Origin of the sequence: Azoarcus sp. DD4, from assembly GCF_006496635.1 — a bacterium.
Lineage (GTDB): Bacteria > Pseudomonadota > Gammaproteobacteria > Burkholderiales > Rhodocyclaceae > Azoarcus.
Genome location: NZ_CP022958.1, coordinates 2,801,970 through 2,820,386, shown reverse-complemented (window position 1 = coordinate 2,820,386; position 18,417 = coordinate 2,801,970). Strand labels below are relative to the sequence as shown.

Genomic DNA, 18,417 nt, shown 5'->3' with positions numbered 1-18,417 from the left:
CCCGGAGTGGAGGCGGAGGGCTTGGCCGGCGACGGCTCGATCGGAAGGCGCGCGGTCATTCTTCTTCCTCCACATGGCGGACGGTCAGCGAGCGCCACAGCAGGAAGGGGATGATCAGGGTGAAGACGATCACTTCCTTGTAGGTGCTGGCCCAGAAGGCGGAGAAGGCTTCGAGCAGGCCCACCAGCACCGCGCCGAGCGCGGCCACCGGGTAGCTCACCAGCCCGCCGATGATGGAGCCGATGAAGCCCTTGAGGCTGATGATGAAGCCCGAGTCGTAGTAGATAGTGGTGATCGGTGCGATCAGCACACCCGATAGCGTCGCAATCAGGGTGGCGAGAAAGAAGCTCGCCTTGCCGGCGAACACCGGCGAGATGCCCATCAGCTGGGCGCCGACGCGGTTGATGGCGGTGGCGCGCAGCGCCTTGCCATACACGCTGCGCTCGAAGAACTGGTAGAGCACGACGATGAGCCCGACCGACACCGCGATGACCCACAGCGTCTGGCTGTTCAGCGTAATCGGCCCGAGTTCGAGACCCGCCTCGGAGAAGGGCGTGGTCTTGGCGCCGCTCGGACCGAACATCAGCAGCGCAAGACCGACCATCGCCACATGCACCGCGATCGACACGATCAGCAGGATCAGCACCGGCGCCGACGCGATCGGCTGAAAGAACAGGCGGTAGATCTGCGGCCCGAGCGGCACGACAAGGGCGAGCGTAAGCAACACCTGCACGCTCATCGGTAGTTCGGCCAGCGGCAGGCGGTAGAGCGCAAAACCGAGCACGAAGGGGTAGGCGAGACGGAATGTCTGCGCGCCGGAAAAGCGCACGCGGCCGCTGTTACGGAAGGCGGCAAGCACGTCGGCGACGGCCACCGCGACGGCGAAGCCGGCGAGCAGCCAGACCAGCGCGGGCGCCTTGCCCGCCTGGAAGGCGGCCATGGTAAGCGCGCCGAAGGCGACGAATTCACCCAGCGGTATGAACAGCACCCGGGTGACGGTGAAGACGAGGAGGATGGAGAGCGCCAGCAACGCGTAGATCGCGCCGTTGGTCACCCCGTCCTGCCCGAGGATCATGGCTATCTGCAAGTTCATGGAATCACTAGTCCTTCGATCGGGGACCTCGCCCGGCGCTGGCAGCGCGCAGGGGTCGGCAGGGCGACGCGTGTGGCGCCATGTTCTCCGGGCCGGACGGAATCGCGGGATGAGCGAAACCGCCAGGCAAGCCCGCGCCACGGGGGTCGTCCCGTGGACGCCGGCTGGTCCGGAGAAACCGGGTGGTTGCCGCCGCCATGCTGCTGGCCGGCGGGTCCACCTCTGGCCGCTGCGTCCTCCTCAGACGCGCGGCGGTATGGAAGCGAACGTCAGGCGGGGGATTACTTCAGCAGCGCCCAGTTGCCGTTCTTCACCGTGATCATCTCCCGGCCGCGCTCGTCGAAACCGCTGTGGTCTTCCGGCGTCATGGTGTACACACCCTGGGTGGCGACCAGCTCCTTGGTCTGCTCCAGCGCGTCGCGCAGCGCGGCACGGAATTCCTTGGTACCCGGCTTGGCCTTCTTGGCCGCCGTCGGGATCGCCTGTTGCAGCAGCAGGCCGGCGTCATAGACGTTGGCGCCGAAGGTGGCCGGCTTGTTGCCGTGCAGCTTTTCGTAGGCGGCGATGTACTCGCTGGCGACCTTCTTCGACGGGTTGCTGTCCGGCATTTCCGGCAGCACCAGCATCAGGCTTGCGGCGAGGATGGTGCCTTCGACCTTCTTGCCGCCGAGCTTCAGGAAGTCGGGCAGCGCGGCGCCGTGGGTCTGGTACATCTGGCCCTTGTAGCCCATGTCGAAGAGGGTGGTCTGCGGCAGCACCGAGGGGCCGCCCGGGGCGGTCACCAGCACTGCATCCGGCTTGGCGCCGAGGATCTTGAGCGCCTGGCCGGTAACCGAGCTGTCGGAGCGCTGGAACTTCTCGCTGGCGACGATCTTGATACCCGCCTTTTCGGTGAGGCCGGCCATGACCTTGGCCCAGTTCTCGCCGTAGGGGTCGGCGGTGCCGATCAGGCCGATGGTCTTCACGCCGGCCTTGGTCATGTGGTCGACCAGCGCCTTGGCGATGATGTCGTCGTTCTGGGTGGTCTTGAACACCCACTTCTTCTGCTCGGTCATCGGCAGCACGACGGCGGCGGTCCCCACCGGCGCCAGCATCGGCACGCCCGCTTCGGCGACGAACTGGATGGTGCCCATGGCGTTGGGCGAACCGGAGGGCCCGATGATGGCGTCGACGTTCTGTTCGGAGATCAGCTTCTTGACCGCGGTGACCGAGGCGGTGGAGTCGGAGGCATCGTCGAGCGAGATGTACTCGACGGTCAGATCGCCTACCTTGGTCGGCAGCAGCGGCACGGTGTTCTTCTGCGGGATGCCGACCAGCGCGGTCGGGCCGGTGGCGGAGGCGATCACGCCGACCTTGACCTGGGCCAGCGCGGAGCCGGCGAAGGAGGCGAGTGCAGCGATGGCGAGGGCAGCGGGGATTTTCTTCAGCATCATGGTGTGCTCCGTTGGTATGGTCTTGCTGCGGGAAAAGAAAAAGGGGACTGCGCGTTGCTCGGGGTTCAGATCGTGATCGTGCCCACGCTCGCGCCGCCGCAGACGTAGAGCGTCTGCCCGGTGACGAAGCTGTTGGCGGGGTCGGCGAAGAACATCACCGCGCGGGTGACGTCGTCGGCGCGGCCGACGCGCTGGACCGGAATCGCCTTGGCCAGCGCCTTCTCGCGCTCGCTGCCGGGTTCGATCACCGCGTAATACATGTCGGTCTGGATCGGGCCGGGCGCCACCACGTTCACCGTGATGCCCTTGGGCGCCAGCTCCAGCGCCCAGGTGCGCGCCATGCCTATCATGCCGGCCTTGGTGGCGGAGTAGGCGGTACGGGTCTGCAGGCCGAGCGCGCCGCGCGAGGACATCAGCACCACGCGGCCGAAGTTGCGCTCGGTCATGCCGGGCAGGAAGGCCTGCATCAGGCTGATCGCCGCGCCGAGGTGGATCTGGGTGAGACCCTGCAGCTCTTCGAGCTTGACCTCGCCCAGCAGCTTCGGCCAGATCACGCCGGCATTGTGGATGAAATGGCTCACCGGGAATTCGCGCGCGATCTCCTGCGCGGCCTCTTCGGTGGCGGTGGCGTCGAGCAGATCCGCCTGCACGGTCTTGAGGCGGGGGTGGGTCCAATCCGGTGCGCGCCGCGCAATCGACACCACGTCGTAGCCGTCGTCCAGCATGCGCTTGCAGATGTCGGCGCCGATGCCCGCGGAACCGCCGGTGACCACTGCGACCATTTGTTCGCTCATCGTGATCTCCTCAAACCGCGGGGGTCAGCGCCAGCACCCGCAGCGGGCTGCCGGAACCGTTACGGATCTTGAGGGGGGCGGCGAAGATCAGCGCTCCCTGCGGCGGCAGCTGGTCCAGATTGGTGAGGCATTGCAGGCCGTAGCGGTTGTTGCCGTGCATGTAGTAGTGGCAGGGGTAGGGCGGATTGAGGTGGTGCGCCTGGCCGGCGTCGGTGCCGACCGATTCGGTACCGAACCCATGCACATTCCGTTCCTGAACCAGCCAGGGCACCACTTCGGCATCCGGGCCGGGCGAGTGGGCGCCGTCTTCGGCCATGTTGAGGTATTCCTTCGGCGTGGTGCGCTTGGACCAGTCGGTGCGCAGCAGCACCCAGGCGCGCTCGGGAATGCGGCCGTGCTTCTCTTCCCAGGCCTTCACGAAATCGATGGTGAGCAGGAAGTCGGGGTTCTCGGCGCACTCCTTCGACACGTCGATCACGCAGGCGGCGGCGATGAAGTTTTCCGCCGGGATGGAGTCGACCGCGTTGTCCGGCAGGTCCTTGCCGCTGATCCAGTGGATGGGCGCGTCGAAGTGGGTGCCGGTGTGCTCCGACATCGAGAAGTTGTTCCAGTACCAGGCGGGGCCACGCTCGTCGTAGCGCGAGATTTCCTCGACGCGGAAGGGCCAGGGCTGACCGAACTCCGGCGGCAGCTGGATGATGGGGAATTCGGGGGTGAGGGTCTGGGTGAGGTCGACCATTTTCAGCCGGCCCGACAGCAGCTCGGCGAGGAATTGGGTGAGGATGGGGGTGGTCATCTGTCGTTCTCCGTTCTGCGTTTCCGTTCCTCCCCCTTCAAGGGGGGCGGAGCAGGGGTTTCAGCGAGCCCGCTCGCTGCCTGCGTAGCGGCGAGGCGTAGCCGAGACTCCCGGTTAGGAGGGGGATGGGGTTGTTCTGCGCGCCTATTACCCCATCCCCACCCCAACCCTCCCCTTGAAGGGGAGGGAGTTCACTCGCGCTTTACTGGTTGCCAAGCTCGCGCTCGACCGCCTTGTGGTTCTCGCGCAGGCGGCCGCGGATTTCCTCCGCGATATCGCCGACATAAGCATCCTCGATGCCGTCCTGCAGCCCCTTGACGATGGCCTTGGCCACCGCCGACGGCGCGACCTTGGGCGGCGGGGTGAGCTGTTCCCACTCTTCTTCGATCGGGCCGGGGAAGACGTTCAGCACCCGCACGCCGGCGCCGCGCAGTTCGGCGCGCAGGGTCTGCGAGGCTGACAGCGCGGCGGCCATCGAGGCCGACCAGGCGCCGCGCGAGGGCAGGGCAGCCAGCGCGTGGATGGAGAGCACATTCACCCATGCCACCGCGTTGTTGGTACCGTCCGCCGCACGGAAGCACATGCCCGGAGCGAAGGCCTGGGCGAGGCGCATCAGGCCGAGCACGTTGACCTCCATTGCATCGCGGGCGAGGTTGATGTCCTTGCGGCCGAGGATGCCGCCGTCGCGCAGGTAGGCGGCGGTATTCACCAGGATCTCGACCTTGCCGCCGATCGATGCGGCGAGGCGATCCACCGAATCGGTGTCGGTGACATCCAGCTCGACCACCTGGATGCGGGCATCCGACGCGACCAGCTTGTCGAAGGCCGGCACCGTCTTCCAGGTCGAGGAGTCGCCGAGGAAGACCGCGCTGGCGCCGGCGTCCAGCATCGCCTTGGCGACCGCCATGCCGACCGCCGACTTGCCGTCGGTGACCAGCACGCGGCGGAACTTGGGATCGCAGGTCGATTCGCGCATCTGCGGGGCATCGTTCATGTTGGGGCTGTCCTTTTCCGGCAGGGCGTGGAGCACCGCCTGGCCGCTGCGGTCGAGCTTGAGGGTGAGGCGGACGCGGCTGCCGTCGTTGCCGGGCTCGGCGCAGTCCTCATGCACGTGGGCGACCACCGAGGGGCCGGCGTCCATCTTCACGGTGCCGACGCGCCAGGGCAGGCGTTCGCGGAAGTAGAGGTCGTTGCTGTGGCGCAGCGTGGTGCTGGCGATCAGCGTGCCGCGGTTGTTCACCGGCTTCCAGGCGAGGTGTTCCGACAGGCAGTGGCCGCAGACTTCGCGCGGCGGGTACTGCACGGTTTCGCATTCGGCGCAAACCTGCATCTCGAACACGCCTTCGGCCGCGGCGCGGGTGAGGCCGAGCGCGGTACGGCTGCGCGGCACCGGCGGCAGGGTGGCGAGCCGGGTCCGCTGGACCGGGTTCTTCTTTTTCGGTTTGGCGAGCGGTTCGGTCATGTCACTCTCCCCGTTCGAGGACCGCTGCGCCGGAACACAGGCCGCGGTCGTAGTTGATCATGCCGAAGCCGGACACCATGCCGATTTTCGCGTCCTGCACCTGGGTGCGGCCGGCGCTGCCGGTGAGCTGGCGCAGCGCCTGCACGAAGCCGAGGTAGCCACCGGCGGCGCCCGCCTGCCCGACCGAGAGCTGGCCGCCCGAGGTGTTGAAGGGGAAGCTGCCTTCGATGGTGAAGCTGTGCTCGCGCACGAAGGCGGGTGCTTCGCCCTTGGCACAGAAGCCGAGGTCCTCGAACTGCATCATGTTGATGACCGGGTAGTCGTCGTAGGTTTCGAGGAAATCGACGTCCTTGGGCGCGATGCCGGCGTGCTCGTAGAGCGCGTCCTGGTCCATCGCCCAGCCGCCGCGGAACTGGATCGGGTCTTCCGGGAAGGCGTTGTGGCGTTCGATGGTGGAGCGGATGCGCACGAAGGGCAGCTTGCGTGCGCGGGCACGGTCCTCGGTCATCACCAGATAGCCTTCGGCGCCGGCGCAGGGCATGACGCAGTCGAACAGGTGGATGGGGTCGGTGATCGCGCGCGCATCCATGTACTGTGCCAGCGTCAGCGGCTTCTTCATCAGCGCGTGCGGGTTCTTCAGCGCGTTGTCGCGCTGGGCGACGCAGAGCTTGCCGAAGTCCTCGCGGGTCGCGCCGTAGTGCTGCATGTAGTAGTCGGTCAGCAGTGCGAAGCTGGCGTTGGGGCCGCCGGCGCCGTAGGGGTAGACCGCGTCCTGCGCGAAGCGCGAGAACTGGCTGACGGTGTTGCGGAAGGAATCCACCGCGTTGGTGTCGCCGGCAATGCAGGCGATGATCTCGGCGTCACCCGCCTGCACCGCACGCGCCGCACGGCGCAGCGCGACCACGCCGGACGCGCCGCCCATCGGAATGTGGTCGAGCCAGCGCGGGCTCATGCCCAGATGCTGCATCAGGCCGACCGCGGTGTCCGGCCCGAGCGTGAAGCTGGAGACGCAGACGCCGTCGATGTCGGCCTTGGCCAGCCCGCTGCCGCGCACCAGTTCGCCGAGCGCGCGGCCCAGCCACCAGTGCGCGCTATGCGTCGAGTAGCGCGCATAGGGGATGGTGACCGGCAGCACGGCGACCACGCCGTCGTAGCCTTGCCGCTTGCGGCTGCTCACTTGTGGTCTCCCTGGCGCTTCTTCATCGCGCAGGTATTCACACAGTTGGGGCTGTCTACCAGCGTGGGCGCCAGGGCCTTCAGCTCGCCGCGCTGGATCTTGTTGGTGGTGGTGAGCGGCAGCCCATCGACGAAGGCGACATAGCCCGGCGCCTTGTAGTAGGCGAGCTGCGACAGCGTCCAGGTCACCAGATCGGCGGCAGCGGTTTCCATCTCCGCGCGATCGGCGGGCCGCTCCTGCGCCACGACCAGCGCCATCACCTCGTCACCGCGCACCGGGTCGGGCACCGCGGCCACCGCTACCGACTTCACCAGCGGATGTTGCTGCAGCACCGCTTCCACTTCCACCGCGGCGATGTTCTCGCCGCTGCGGCGGATGACGTTCTTCTTGCGATCGACGAAGTGCAGGTAGCCGTCGGCGTCGCGGCGCACGATGTCGCCGGTGTGGAACCAGCCGCCGGCCCAGGCTTCGTCGGTGGCGGCCGGGTCCTTCAGGTAGCCGGCGAGGAAGCCGTAGCGCGGGTCGTCGCCGGCATGGCGCACCAGCAGTTCGCCCTGTTCCTCGGCGCCGGCCTCGCCGCCGTCGTCCTTGACGATGCGCACCAGCACGTCGGCCTCTTCGCTGCCGAAGCAGGAGGTGCCGATGTGGCGCGGTTCCTTGTTGGCGATGATGACGGCGCCTGCGCCGGTCTCGGTCATCGCCCAGGCTTCCAGCAGCGGGAAGCCGAAGCGTTCTTCGAAGATGCCGTGCAGGGTGCGGTCCACCCCGGCGCCGAAGCCGAAGCGGACGCTGTGCTCGCGGTCGGCAACGGTGGCTTCGGCCTTCATCAGCATCGCCGGCATCACGCCCAGGTAGTGCACCACGGTGGCGCGCGATTCGCGCACGCTCGCCCACCAGCTGCGCGGGTGGAAGCGGTCGAGCGGGATCAGGCAGCCGCCCGTCATCACCATCGCCATCGCCGAGTAGGCCATGGCGTTCATGTGCACCAGTGGCAGCGGGGTGATCATGCGTTCCTTGCCCGGCTGCAGCGCGGCCAGGCCGCCGATTTCCGCATACCACTTGCCGGCATGCAGGAAGTAGCGGTTGGGCAGGATGCAGCCCTTGGGCCGGCCGGTGGTGCCCGAGGTGTAGAGCAGCGCGCACTCGCTGAGCTCGTGTGGCGCGGTGTCGGCGAAGGGTGCGGGGAAGGCGGCTGCCGGCGGCACATCGCGTTCCGCCATCACCTTGAACGGGCGGCCGGCCTTGTCGGCGGCGGCGAGCAAGTCGTCGTGGCGATGTGGCAGGGCGATGGCGAGCGCGATTTCGGAATGGCCGATGAGGTATTCGAGTTCTGCCGCGCGCATGTCGGGGTTGATCGGCACCACCGAGACGCCGAGCGCGTTGAGGGCGAACCAGTGCAGGAAGAAGCTGGGGCGGTTCTCCAGCAGGATGCCGACGCGGTGGCCATGGCCGTAGCCGGCGGCGGCATAGGCGGCACGCAGGAATTCGATGCGTTCGGCAGCCTCGGCGTAGCGCAGTTCGCCCGCGGCGATGCCGTAGATCTCGGCCGTTTCGGGCAGGATGCAGAGGAAGGGCTGTTTCGCCCAGCGCACTGCGGCGAGCGAAAAGGCCTGGTATACGGTGTTTGCCAAGTCGTTCTCCGGCTTACATGAAGAGCTGGATGTTGCCGAAGGCGGCATCGCAGTTCACGAGATCGACACGCTTGAGGCGGATCTTGAGGGCGCCGTCGACTTCGACCAGGTGGTGGGTGGCCCAGCCGGCGTAGAGCGTTTGCTTGTCGAGGCGCGTTTCGGTGTAGTGGAAGGCGGTGCGGACGACGTGCTCGCCCTTGGCTGCGTCGCTGGATTCCACGGTGGGGGCCTGCAGCAGGTGGTGGCAGCGGCTCTTGGGCTGTTGCGAGAAGGTGCGCTGGCCGTGGAGGCGTTCGATGCGGACGCGCAGCAGCAGCTTGTCTTCATACAGCAGCGAGGTGTGGAGCTTGGGGTCCTGCTGGTCGTGGGCGAGAGGCATCCAGTAGTAGGCGTCTTCGGTGAAGAGCTGGAGCCAGTCGTCGAAGCGCTGCTCGTCGAGCATGCGGGCCTCGGCGTAGACGAAGTCGGTGAGGGTCTTTTCGGTGATGGCGGTCATGGCGTTGTCCTTGTGCGGGTGTCGGCAGGCGTCGCTCAGTCGATGTTGATCGAGGGCAGTGCGGGCGTTCGGTATGGGCGCGGCATTTGTTCCGCTGGGCTGCGGAACTCGCCCTTCGGGCTCAGACAGTCCTCGCCCGGCTCCAAAAACGCCGCACCCATCCCTTGGGCCGTGCCTATTCCTTACATGCTTTCCGTCATGTACTTCAGCCACGCGCGGAACTGGGCGCGCATCTGCATTTCGTTGGTGCCGTTGGTCACCACGTTCTTCTGGTCCTTCTCGGTCGGGTCGTAAAGGCGGCCGATGTTGATCCAGTCGCGGCCGCGCGAGTGCAGGCCTTCCTGTGCGCGCTCATACATTTCGAGGTCGTCGTGGCCGACCACCGAGGTGGGGGCGTTGATCAGGCGGTTGTACATGGTGGTGCGCTCGAGCAGCATGTCCGGCGCGCCGACCAGGCGGAAGGTCCAGGATTCGACCAGGGTCTTGTCGGCGGCAATAGGCTTGAACAGGCGCAGGGTCTGGATCGGGCCCTTCACCATGATGTTGGGCCAGTACACCGTGTTGTGACGGGTGTCGCCGAGGATCTGGTGGGCGCGGTCCTCGCCGTAGGCGGCCACCATCTGGTCCCAGTAGCCGGGGATGGCGGAGTAGGCGGCGTGGATGGAGTTGGACACGCCGGTGTGGCCGTGGCCGTTTTCCCAGACGCGGATGCCCATGCCTTCGAAAAACTCGTAGGGCGACATGAAGGGCGCGAAGAGTTCCACCGCCATCGGCTTGGGCGTACCTTCCGGCGCCTCGTTCCAGACGCGCACCGCGGTGCCGGCGGAGGATTCGTGGGCGACCATCGGATGGCAGGTGTCGGTCTGGTTGTCGACCAGCATCTTCCAGTTGCAGTTGTGCATGTAGCGCAGCACGCCGCCGGCGACTTCCAGCTTGCCCTCGGGTGAGCGGTCGACCATGTTGTCCAGCGTGGAAAGCGACTGACCGAAGTACTCCTCGAAGCTCGGGCCGCCCGGATTCAGCCGGCAGAAGACGAAGTCGCGATAGACCTTGACGTTCTTCACCGGGGCCATCCCATGGCTGGCCTCGCAATTCTCGAAGCCGGTGTTCTCGTAGCCTTTCTTCAGCGGGATGGCGAGCAGGCTGCCGTCGGTCTTGAAAGTCCAGGCGTGGTAGGGGCAGCGGAAGAACTTGCCGGTATTGCCACAGACTTCGCCGGCGACCTTCACGCCTTTGTGCGGACAGCGGTTGTAGAGCACGCGGATGCTGTCGTCGGTGTGGCGCACCATGACCACGTCCTCCGTGCCGACGGTGGTGGTGTAGTAGTCGCCCTTGTTCGGCACCTGGCTGGCGTGACCCACGTACACCCAGGTGTTGGCGAAAAGGTGCTCCATCTCCAGTTCGAACAGCTCCTGGTCGATGTAGGTGTCCTTGTGCACCTCGGTGTCGCGCACCAGCGCGCGGATGGCGCCCGGATTGCCGCGATACTTGTTGGTCGTGCTCATCGTTGTCCCCCTTGGGTCAGAGATCGAGCACCAGGCGCGGGGTCTTGGCGCGCGAGATGCAGATCTGGATCAGTTTGCCGCCCGCCTTTTCGGCGTCGGACAGGAAGTAGTCGCGGTGGTCGGGCACGCCTTCCAGCACCGTGGCGGTGCACACGCCGCATTCGCCGCGCTTGCAGTCGTACATCGGATCGCAGCCTTCGGCCTCCATCACTTCGAGGATGGTCTTGTCGGCCGGGATCAGCAGAAGCTTGCCGGATTGGGCGAGCTCGACCTCGAAGGCCTGGTCGCCGGCCACCGGTGCGGCGGCGGCGAAGAGTTCGAAATGGACGCGCTCGGACGGCCAGCCACGCGTCTTGGCGCCTTCGATCAGCGCGTCGATCATGCCCTTGGGGCCGCACACGTAGAGGTGCTGGGCGGTGTCGAGGCCGTCGAGCAGGGCGCCGATGTCGAGCCGGCTGGCGGGATCGTCGTCGGCATGCACGTAGAGCGCGCTGCCGGCCAGCACCGAAAGTTCATCGACGAAGGCGAGCTGGTCGCGGCTACGGCCGCTGTAGTGAAGCTCATAGGCACGGCCGGATGCCTGCAGCGAGGCGGCCATCGAGGCGATCGGCGTGATGCCGATGCCGCCGGCGATCAATACGATGGGGCGCTCGCCGGCTTCGGCCGGGTGTAGCGGAAAGTCGTTCTTGGGGCCGCTCACCTTGACGCTGTCGCCGACGGCGAGCCCGTGCATGTAGCGCGAGCCGCCGCGGCTGGCGTCTTCGAGGCGGATGCCGAGGCGATAGCTCGCCGGGGCATCGAAACTGCCCGCTTCAGGGGTGAAGGAAACGAGCGAGTAGCAACGCGCATCGGCCAGGCCGGGAATGCTCACCTGCAGGTGGGCGCCGGGCGTGAAGGCAGGGAGGGAGCTTCCCGCCGGCGCCCGCAGGTGAAGGGTGCGGATCAGCGGGGTCTCCGCCTGGATCGCGCTGATCGTGAGTTCCAGTTCAGGCATTTGCGTGTCGTCCTCTCTCGTCCCGTTCGTTCCGTCTTCGCGGATCAGGCGGCCTGGCGGGCTAACTGCGCCCCGCCGGCCGGGTTGCTCTTGAGCAGCATGCCGAGCTGGGCATCCAGCTGGCGGCCCTGTTCGTCCGCCATCGCCGCTTCCAGCAGCTGGTGCAGGGTGGCGGCGGCCTGCGGGCGGCCAGCCAGTTCGTCGGCTGCCTTCATCAGCGCGGCGAAGCGCTTGTCGCCGCGGTCGTGGGTGCCGCTGTAACCCTTGACGATGCGGCGACAGTGCAGCGTTTCCACCGCGAGGTCGTAGTCGCCCTTGCCGACGAGGCGCACCACGCGCTCCAGCCAGTCGCGCTGCTGCGCGGTCTCGATCTGGTGGCGCAGCAGGCTGCGGCGGAAGCGGCGCATGCCGGCCAGCGCGTAGAGCGCCAGGAACCAGGTCAGCGTGCCGGTCTGGACACGGCGGCCGTGTTCCATCTTGCGCTTGACGAAGCCGCCGATGCCCTTGGAATTCTCAAGCCAGCGGCCGAGGCCGGCGGGCAGGGTGCCGCAGATCTCTTCCAGGCGCGGATGCATGAACTCGGTGGTGTAGACCAGCTGGTCCGCCTTGGCGCCCACTTCCTTCTTGACCCGCTCGAAACGGCTGCCGCGGGTCTTGAGGTCGGCGACGCGGATCACGTCGTCGTAGCTCATCGCCACCGCGATGCGATGGGCCGCGGCCTGGGTCAGCGCCCAGCCCTTGGCTTCGCCACCGTTGCGCTCGTCGAGCGCACGCAGCTCGCCGCACTTCTTCAGGTATTCGGCGGCGTAGGCGAGATCCTGGTAGTCGATCAGGCGGCGCAGGCCCGCCACCAGCATGCCGTGGGCGACGGCGGGGAACTCCGCCTTCACCTTGTCGAGCAGCTTCTGCACTTCCGGGTTGGCGACACGGTCGGGCACGGTCGGGGCGGGGCGGCTGGTGTCGATTTCTGCCGGCACTTCTGGCGCCTTGGCGGCAGCCTCGAAACCAAGCGCGAAAGCACGCAGGCTGGGCTCCACGCCCTTGCCGCTGGAGCGGATGGTTTCCTCGAAGGCTTCGCGGCCGAAGGGCAGCGCGCCGGAACCGGCGATGGCGCCGAAGAGGCTGGCCGAGATCACGCTGCCGGCCTTTTCGGCGAGCGACTGCAGATCGAAGGCGAGCACGCGCTTGGCGGCCTCGCGGCCGGCGTCGAGCACCTTGTTCGGGTCGCCGATGCCGTTGCCGAGCGCGGCCTTCTCGGTGACCGAGTAGCTGCGGTGGGTGGAGGTGATCAGCGTGGTGCGATCCGGCGCCACCAGCCCGCGCTGCATGGCGCGGCCGGCTTCCATCAGCTCGGCGGCCACCACCAGGTCGACGTCGCCCGGGGTGGGCATCATCGCCAGCGTGGGCGGCTTGCCGGCGGCGTGTGCTGCGGCTTCCGGCAGCAGTTCGAGGTAGTAGATGGTGGCGCCAGTGCGCTGGGCGACGCCCGGCACCGAGGTGGTCTGCGCCCACCAGCCGGCGTGTTCCGCCATTTCGACGATCCAGTCGGCGAGCACGCCGCCGCCCTGGCCGCCCATGGCGAGGATGGCGATCTTGATCGGGGTGCCCGGGTGAAGAACGATATTGCTCATGTCTGTTTCTCTCCTCACAGGGCGTACTGGGCCAGACGGGCGGCGCGACGGCGCTGCAGCCAGCCGATCACCGCGCTGCGGATCTTCGCGATGAAGCGGTCGCCGCCGGTGGGGTTGTGGATGATGTCGGCGCGGTAGAAGGACGGGCACAGCACCGCCGCTTCGGCCACTTCGCCGCAGTTGCCGCAGCCGACGCAGCCGCTGTCGACATGGGCCACCGGATCTTCCTTGAGCGGATCGCCGCTGTCCTTGACCGACAGCGAGGGGCAGCCGGACAGGCGGATGCAGGCATGGTCGCCGGTGCACACGTCCGGATCGACGCCGAAGCGCTCCTTCACCGCGCGCTCGCCGGCCTTGACCTTCTTGGTGAAGATCGGCTTTTCGCGGCGCTGGCGGTTAAGCATGCATTCCGACTGGGCGATGATGACCTTGGGGCCGTCGGTGGTGGTGGTCAGCGCCTCTTCCAGGGTGTCGCGCATGCGGGCGACGTCGTAGGTGCGGTCGATGGTGCGCACCCATTTGACGCCGGCGCCCTTGATGGCGGCTTCGATCGGGTTCTTGGTGGAACGGTCCGGGTTGTCCGCACGCGAGGACGGAATGTCCTGGCCGCCGGTCGCCGACGAGTAATAGTTGTCGACGATGACGATGACGCCGTCGTTCTTGTTGAACACCGCGTTGGCGATGCCGGAGGTCAGGCCGTTGTGCCAGAAGCCGCCGTCGCCCATCACCGAGATCGAGCGCTTGCCGGTCTTGACGTTGAAGGCCGAGCTGGACGCCGCGCCCAGGCCGTAGCCCATGGTGGTGGCGCCGAGGTTGAAGGGCGGCAGGATGGAGAACAGGTGGCAGCCGATGTCGCACGACACATGGTGTTCACCGAGGTCCGCCTCGGCGAGCTTCATCGCCGCGAAGATCGGCCGCTCCGGACAGCCGACGCAAAAGCCGGCGGGGCGGGGCGGCACCACGTCGGCGAGCGCCTTGACCTTGGGATGGAAGGTGATCGGCACCGCGGCCGGCTTGGCCTTGGCGACCGGCACCACCTGCGCCGCAGCGGCTTCGGCCACTTCGTCGGCGGCGACCGCTTCGTGCGTAGCCAGCGCGTCCGGCTGTTGCGCCTTGAGGAAGGCTTCGATGCCGGTCTTCATCGCCGCGGTGGTGTATTCACCGGCCATCGGCAGCACGTCCTTGCCGGACAGGTGGGTGGCGACGCCCGCCTTGCGCAGGATGGCGTGCAGGTTCTGCTCGATGTAGTCGGGCTGGCCTTCTTCCAGCATCAGCACCGCGCGCTTGCCTTCGCAGAACTGGACGACTTCCTCGTCGATCACCGGGTAGGTGACGTTCATCACGTACATCGGGATGCGGCTGTTGCCGTAGCTGTCGGCTAGGCCGAGCAGCTGCAGCGCGCGGATCACGCCGTTGTAGAGGCCGCCTTGCAGGATCAGGCCGATGTCCTTGAAGTCGCCGTCGAAGAACTCGTTGAGCTTCCTTTCGCGGATGAACTTCACCGCGGCCGGCCAGCGCTGCTGGATCTTCTCGTGCTCGTGCTGGAAGGAGGCCGGCGGCAGCACGATGCGGGTGGTGTCGCGCACCGGGTTTTCCAGCGCCTGCTTCAGCGTGTAGCGCGGGCGCTTGTTTTCCTTGGTGATGAAGCGGCCATGGACGTGACAGGAGCGGATGCGCACCTGCAGCATCACCGGCGTGTTGGACGCTTCCGACAGCTCGAAGCCGTCTTCCACCGACTGCACGATGGATTCCAGGTTGGGGCGCGGGTCGAGCAGCCACATCTGCGACTTCATCGCGAAGGCGTGCGAGCGCTCCTGCATGATGGAGGAGCCTTCGCCGTAGTCCTCGCCGATGATGATCAGCGCACCGCCGGTAACGCCGCCGGAGGCGAGGTTGGCGAGCGCGTCGGAGGCAACGTTGGTGCCGACGGTGGATTTCCAGGTCACCGCGCCGCGGATCGGGTACATCACCGAGGCGGCCAGCATGGCGGCGGCGGTGGCTTCCGAAGCGCTGGTTTCGAAGTGGACGTCGAGTTCCTGCAGGATCTCGTTGGCGTCGGCCAGCACGTCCATCAGGTGGGAGATCGGCGAGCCCTGGTAGCCGCCCACATAGCCCACGCCCGACTGCAGCAGCGCCTTGGTGATGGCCAGGATGCCTTCGCCGCGGAACTCCTCGCCCGCGGGGATGCGCAGTTGCTGCACTTCCTTCTTGAAGGAACGCTCAGCCATGAATCATCTCCTTTCCTGCGGCGCGAACGCCGTCCTTGCTGCAGGCCTGTTGGGGAGGCCGGTTGCACACCGCACTGCGCGGGGTGCCCGTTTGGGCCAGATCGTTGTCGGCCATGTTCTTCTCCTTCGACTCGCTCCCGATACCCCGGTGCCGATTGGTGCACCGCAATGGAATCAGGGCTGAAATCTACGCTCTGGTAACTACTTTAGAAATGAACATTTCCGCTGTCAATGGAAAAGATGAAATTTCATGGAATGCCAAAAATACCATGAAAAATCATCGCACTAGCAGTTCCATTCTGGTGCGCAAATGCACCATTCAGGTGCCTTGAAAAAGTCTTGTATCGACAGGGAAACGGGGTATTTCCATGCTGCGTCCGCACATACTTCGCGGGCCATTGCACCAAATTAATGCATTAGCATAGCTAATCCTCCAATAAAAAAATGCCCGGCAACCAGGGTTGCCGGGCAAGAGAAGGGACGGGCAGGAGAGGGTGAAACGGGTGCCCGTCCGGGGCGGGAAACCACGGAGTCGCAGACCGGAAGCGGTCCGCGGGAAAATCAGGATTCGATCAGCGCCAGCACACGCAGCGGACTGCCCGAGCCATTGCGGATCTTCAGCGGTGCAGCCAGGATCACCGCGCCCTGCGGCGGCAGCTGGTCCAGGTTGGTTAGGCACTGCAGACCGTAGCGGTTGTTGCCGTGCATGTAGTAGTGGCAGGGGAAGGGCGTTTCCCACTTGAAGGACTGGCCGGCATCGGTGCCGATCGCCTCCACGCCAAAGCCGCACACGTCGCGAGCCTCGATCAGCCACTGCACCACGCCGGCGTCCGGGCCGGGCGTATGCATGCCGTCTTCCTTGGCGTTGAGGTAGGCCTCCGGCGTCGGCTGCTTCGACCAGTCGGTGCGCATCAGCACCCACGCGCGTGCCGGAATACGGCCGTGCTTCTCTTCCCAGGCCTGGACGAACTCGACCGTCAGCAGAAAGTCGGGATCGGCGGCCACCTCGGCGCTGCAGTCGATCACGCAGGCCGGCGCGATGAAGTTCTGTACAGGGATGGTGTCGACGGCGTTGTTGGGCAGGTCCTTGCCCGTAACCCAGTGCACCGGCGCATCGAAGTGGGTGCCGGTGTGCTCGTTGCAGGCGAAGTTGTTCCAGTACCAGGCCGGACCGCGTTCGTCGTAGCGCGACACCTCCTCAATGGTGAAGGGGGCGCACTGGCCGAACTGCGGCGGCAGCGGAATGGTCGGGAATTCCGGCTTGAGCGTCTGCGTCAGGTCGACCACGCGGATGCGGCCCAGAGCCAGGTCGGCGGCGAATGTGGCAAGTGAAGACATCGGTGTTCTCCTGGAGTCGGCGGAAGGGCGCAGGGCCGCCGACGCGGCTTCGAACCGGCGCGTCAGTCGCGTTCCTGCATGCTTTATTCGAGGCTAGGGCTTTCGGCCCAAGGCGACTATCCCGTTTCCGCAGACCACTATCCACCAACGGCATATTTGGCCGAACGGCGCCGGCGCGGTCCTTCTCTGACCCGTCTCCCCCGCCGGACCGGGCGTTTTCCATCCGCCGCGGCGAGCGCGTACTTGGCGCGCTCGGCCTTGCCCACCGTCTCCACACCGCGTACCGCCGCGCCTCTGCTCCCCCGTCAGCGTTTTTTGCACTGACGGGATAAACGAGGAAGGGAAGGGAGCGCGCCGGTGGCGGGCGCTCCCTAGGATGACTTCCACCGCAGCGCAGTCCGCCCGCCGGAGCGCGCAATGCATCCGCCAACCGGGGCCGTGCCCCGACAGACGCAGGAGATCGACAGATGTCAGACCAACCGATCATTCGCCGGCGCACAGTGTCGCCCGGCCACGCCATCAGCGACGCGCGGGTCAACAATGCCCGCACCCAGAGCCAGTACCAGCCCTACAAGGACGCCGCCTGGGGCTTCATCAACCACTGGTACCCGGCCGTGTTCAGCAAGGAGCTCGCCGAGGACGAGGTCAAGGGCATCCAGATCTGCGGCATCCCCATCGTGCTGCGCCGGGTCGACGGCAAGGTGTTCGCCTTGAAGGACCAGTGCCTGCACCGCGGCGTGCGCCTCTCTGAAAAGCCGATGTGCTTCAACAAGAAGACCATCTCGTGCTGGTATCACGGCTTCACCTTCGATCTGAAGGACGGCAAGCTCTCCACCATCGTCGCCAACCCCGACGACAAGCTGGTGGGCACCACCGGCATCACCAGCTACCCCACCGAAGAGGTGGCCGGCATGGTCTTCGTCTTCGTGCGCGAGGACGGTTTCCCGGATTCGGACGTGCCCCCGCTCGCCGACGACCTGCCGTTCCGCTTCCCCGAGAACAGCGAGCGCTTCCCGCATCCGCTGTGGCCCGCCGCCCCGAGTCTCCTCGACGACAACGCGGTCGCGCTCGGCATGCACCGCACCGGCTACGGCAACTGGCGCATCGCCTGTGAGAACGGCTTCGACAACGCCCACATCCTGGTCCACAAGGACAACACCATCGTCCATGCGATGGACTGGGTGCTGCCGCTGGGCATCCTGCCCACCGCGGACGACTGCATCACCGTGGTCGAGGATGAAAAGGGCCCCAAGGGCATGATGCAGTGGCTCTTCACCGACAAGTGGGCCCCGGTGCTCGAGAACAAGGAGCTCGGCCTCAAGGTCGAGGGCCTCAATGGCCGCTTCTACCGCACCTCGGTGGTACTGCCCGGCGTGCTCATGGTCGAGAACTGGCCCGGCGAGCACATGGTGCAGTACGAGTGGTACGTGCCCATCACCGACGACCTGCACGAGTACTGGGAGGTGATCGTCAAAGTCTGCCCCACCGAGAAGGCGCGCGGCGACTTCGATTACAAGTTCGAGCGCGTCTACAAGCCGCTGTGCCTGCACGGCTTCAACGACTGCGACCTCTACGCCCGCGAGGCCATGCAGAACTTCTACGCCGACGGCACCGGCTGGGACGACGAGCAACTCGTTGCCACCGACATCTCCCCCATCACCTGGCGCAAGCTCGCCTCGCGCTGGAACCGCGGCATCGCCAAGCCCGGCAAGGGCGTCGCCGGCGCGGTCAAGACCCACAGCATCCGCTTCAAGGAGACGGCCGCGGGGAAACCGCCGGGGTACTTCGTGGAGCAGATCGAGGACTGAGCGGGCGCGGCTTACTCCCTCCCCTTCAAGG

The 18,417-nt window shown here is 66.6% G+C and carries 15 protein-coding genes; 1 reads left to right on the top strand and 14 read right to left on the bottom strand.

The genetic code is table 11. The annotated features are described in order from the left end of the window. Nucleotides 1-55 precede the first annotated feature (55 nt). From CJ010_RS12990 to CJ010_RS12930, 14 genes are all read right to left on the bottom strand, one after another. Nucleotides 56-1,093 carry a branched-chain amino acid ABC transporter permease gene (locus CJ010_RS12990; protein ID WP_141018426.1) on the bottom strand — a complete coding sequence of 346 codons (1,038 nt, stop codon included), beginning with the start codon at nt 1,091-1,093 and terminating at the stop codon, nt 56-58. 281 nt (nt 1,094-1,374) lie between these two features. After that, on the bottom strand, nt 1,375-2,526 hold the full coding sequence (locus tag CJ010_RS12985) for an ABC transporter substrate-binding protein (protein ID WP_141018425.1): 1,152 nt from the start codon (nt 2,524-2,526) through the stop codon (nt 1,375-1,377). A 65-nt stretch (nt 2,527-2,591) separates the two neighbouring features. After that, entirely contained in the window at nt 2,592-3,320 is a 729-nt protein-coding gene (locus tag CJ010_RS12980; RefSeq protein WP_141018424.1) for an SDR family NAD(P)-dependent oxidoreductase, read from the bottom strand. A gap of 10 nt (nt 3,321-3,330) precedes the next feature. Beyond that, nucleotides 3,331-4,116, bottom strand: a complete 786-nt coding sequence (locus CJ010_RS12975; RefSeq protein ID WP_141018423.1) for a cyclase family protein — start codon at nt 4,114-4,116, stop codon at nt 3,331-3,333. Nucleotides 4,117-4,318: 202 nt separating this feature from the next. After that, a complete protein-coding gene (locus CJ010_RS12970; protein WP_141018422.1) occupies nt 4,319-5,578 on the bottom strand; it encodes an SDR family NAD(P)-dependent oxidoreductase in 1,260 nt (419 codons plus the stop codon). A gap of 1 nt (nt 5,579) precedes the next feature. After that, nucleotides 5,580-6,755, bottom strand: a complete 1,176-nt coding sequence (locus CJ010_RS12965) for a thiolase family protein (protein ID WP_141018421.1) — start codon at nt 6,753-6,755, stop codon at nt 5,580-5,582. After that, a complete protein-coding gene (locus tag CJ010_RS12960; RefSeq protein WP_141018420.1) occupies nt 6,752-8,386 on the bottom strand; it encodes an AMP-binding protein in 1,635 nt (544 codons plus the stop codon). Before CJ010_RS12960 ends, CJ010_RS12965 begins: the two co-directional genes overlap by 4 nt. Before the next feature lie 13 nt (nt 8,387-8,399). Then, complete coding sequence (locus CJ010_RS12955) at nt 8,400-8,882, bottom strand: aromatic-ring-hydroxylating dioxygenase subunit beta (RefSeq protein ID WP_141018419.1); 483 nt, start codon at nt 8,880-8,882, stop codon at nt 8,400-8,402. A gap of 182 nt (nt 8,883-9,064) precedes the next feature. After that, nucleotides 9,065-10,387 carry an aromatic ring-hydroxylating dioxygenase subunit alpha gene (locus CJ010_RS12950; RefSeq protein ID WP_141018418.1) on the bottom strand — a complete coding sequence of 441 codons (1,323 nt, stop codon included), beginning with the start codon at nt 10,385-10,387 and terminating at the stop codon, nt 9,065-9,067. Nucleotides 10,388-10,403: 16 nt separating this feature from the next. Beyond that, nucleotides 10,404-11,381: a PDR/VanB family oxidoreductase gene (locus CJ010_RS12945; protein ID WP_141018417.1), complete on the bottom strand. Its 978-nt coding sequence runs from the start codon at nt 11,379-11,381 to the stop codon at nt 10,404-10,406. 44 nt (nt 11,382-11,425) lie between these two features. Then, nucleotides 11,426-13,012, bottom strand: a complete 1,587-nt coding sequence (locus CJ010_RS12940; protein WP_141018416.1) for an indolepyruvate oxidoreductase subunit beta family protein — start codon at nt 13,010-13,012, stop codon at nt 11,426-11,428. 14 nt (nt 13,013-13,026) lie between these two features. Beyond that, nucleotides 13,027-15,240 (bottom strand): indolepyruvate ferredoxin oxidoreductase subunit alpha, encoded by a 2,214-nt coding sequence (locus CJ010_RS12935; protein WP_141018415.1) that lies wholly within the window; start codon nt 15,238-15,240, stop codon nt 13,027-13,029. After that, nucleotides 15,233-15,355, bottom strand: coding sequence for a hypothetical protein (locus tag CJ010_RS25570; protein ID WP_256378925.1), 123 nt, complete (start codon nt 15,353-15,355; stop codon nt 15,233-15,235). Before CJ010_RS25570 ends, CJ010_RS12935 begins: the two co-directional genes overlap by 8 nt. Nucleotides 15,356-15,801: 446 nt before the next feature. Continuing rightward, the gene (locus CJ010_RS12930) at nt 15,802-16,578 is read right to left on the bottom strand and encodes a cyclase family protein (protein WP_141018414.1); all 777 of its coding nucleotides are present in this window, start codon (nt 16,576-16,578) and stop codon (nt 15,802-15,804) included. 467 nt (nt 16,579-17,045) lie between these two features. Here CJ010_RS12930 and CJ010_RS12925 point away from each other — a divergent pair, with 467 nt between their 5' ends. Then, nucleotides 17,046-18,386: a Rieske 2Fe-2S domain-containing protein gene (locus CJ010_RS12925; protein ID WP_141018413.1), complete on the top strand. Its 1,341-nt coding sequence runs from the start codon at nt 17,046-17,048 to the stop codon at nt 18,384-18,386. Nucleotides 18,387-18,417: the final 31 nt, after the last annotated feature.

Coding starts and splice junctions, on each gene's coding strand:
- CJ010_RS12990 (WP_141018426.1), bottom strand. CDS start 1,093: ATGAACTTGCAGATAGCCATGATCCTCGGGCAGGACGGGGTGACCAAC.
- CJ010_RS12985 (WP_141018425.1), bottom strand. CDS start 2,526: ATGATGCTGAAGAAAATCCCCGCTGCCCTCGCCATCGCTGCACTCGCC.
- CJ010_RS12980 (WP_141018424.1), bottom strand. CDS start 3,320: ATGAGCGAACAAATGGTCGCAGTGGTCACCGGCGGTTCCGCGGGCATC.
- CJ010_RS12975 (WP_141018423.1), bottom strand. CDS start 4,116: ATGACCACCCCCATCCTCACCCAATTCCTCGCCGAGCTGCTGTCGGGC.
- CJ010_RS12970 (WP_141018422.1), bottom strand. CDS start 5,578: ATGACCGAACCGCTCGCCAAACCGAAAAAGAAGAACCCGGTCCAGCGG.
- CJ010_RS12955 (WP_141018419.1), bottom strand. CDS start 8,882: ATGACCGCCATCACCGAAAAGACCCTCACCGACTTCGTCTACGCCGAG.
- CJ010_RS12950 (WP_141018418.1), bottom strand. CDS start 10,387: ATGAGCACGACCAACAAGTATCGCGGCAATCCGGGCGCCATCCGCGCG.
- CJ010_RS12945 (WP_141018417.1), bottom strand. CDS start 11,381: ATGCCTGAACTGGAACTCACGATCAGCGCGATCCAGGCGGAGACCCCG.
- CJ010_RS12940 (WP_141018416.1), bottom strand. CDS start 13,012: ATGAGCAATATCGTTCTTCACCCGGGCACCCCGATCAAGATCGCCATC.
- CJ010_RS12935 (WP_141018415.1), bottom strand. CDS start 15,240: ATGGCTGAGCGTTCCTTCAAGAAGGAAGTGCAGCAACTGCGCATCCCC.
- CJ010_RS25570 (WP_256378925.1), bottom strand. CDS start 15,355: ATGGCCGACAACGATCTGGCCCAAACGGGCACCCCGCGCAGTGCGGTG.
- CJ010_RS12930 (WP_141018414.1), bottom strand. CDS start 16,578: ATGTCTTCACTTGCCACATTCGCCGCCGACCTGGCTCTGGGCCGCATC.
- CJ010_RS12925 (WP_141018413.1), top strand. CDS start 17,046: ATGTCAGACCAACCGATCATTCGCCGGCGCACAGTGTCGCCCGGCCAC.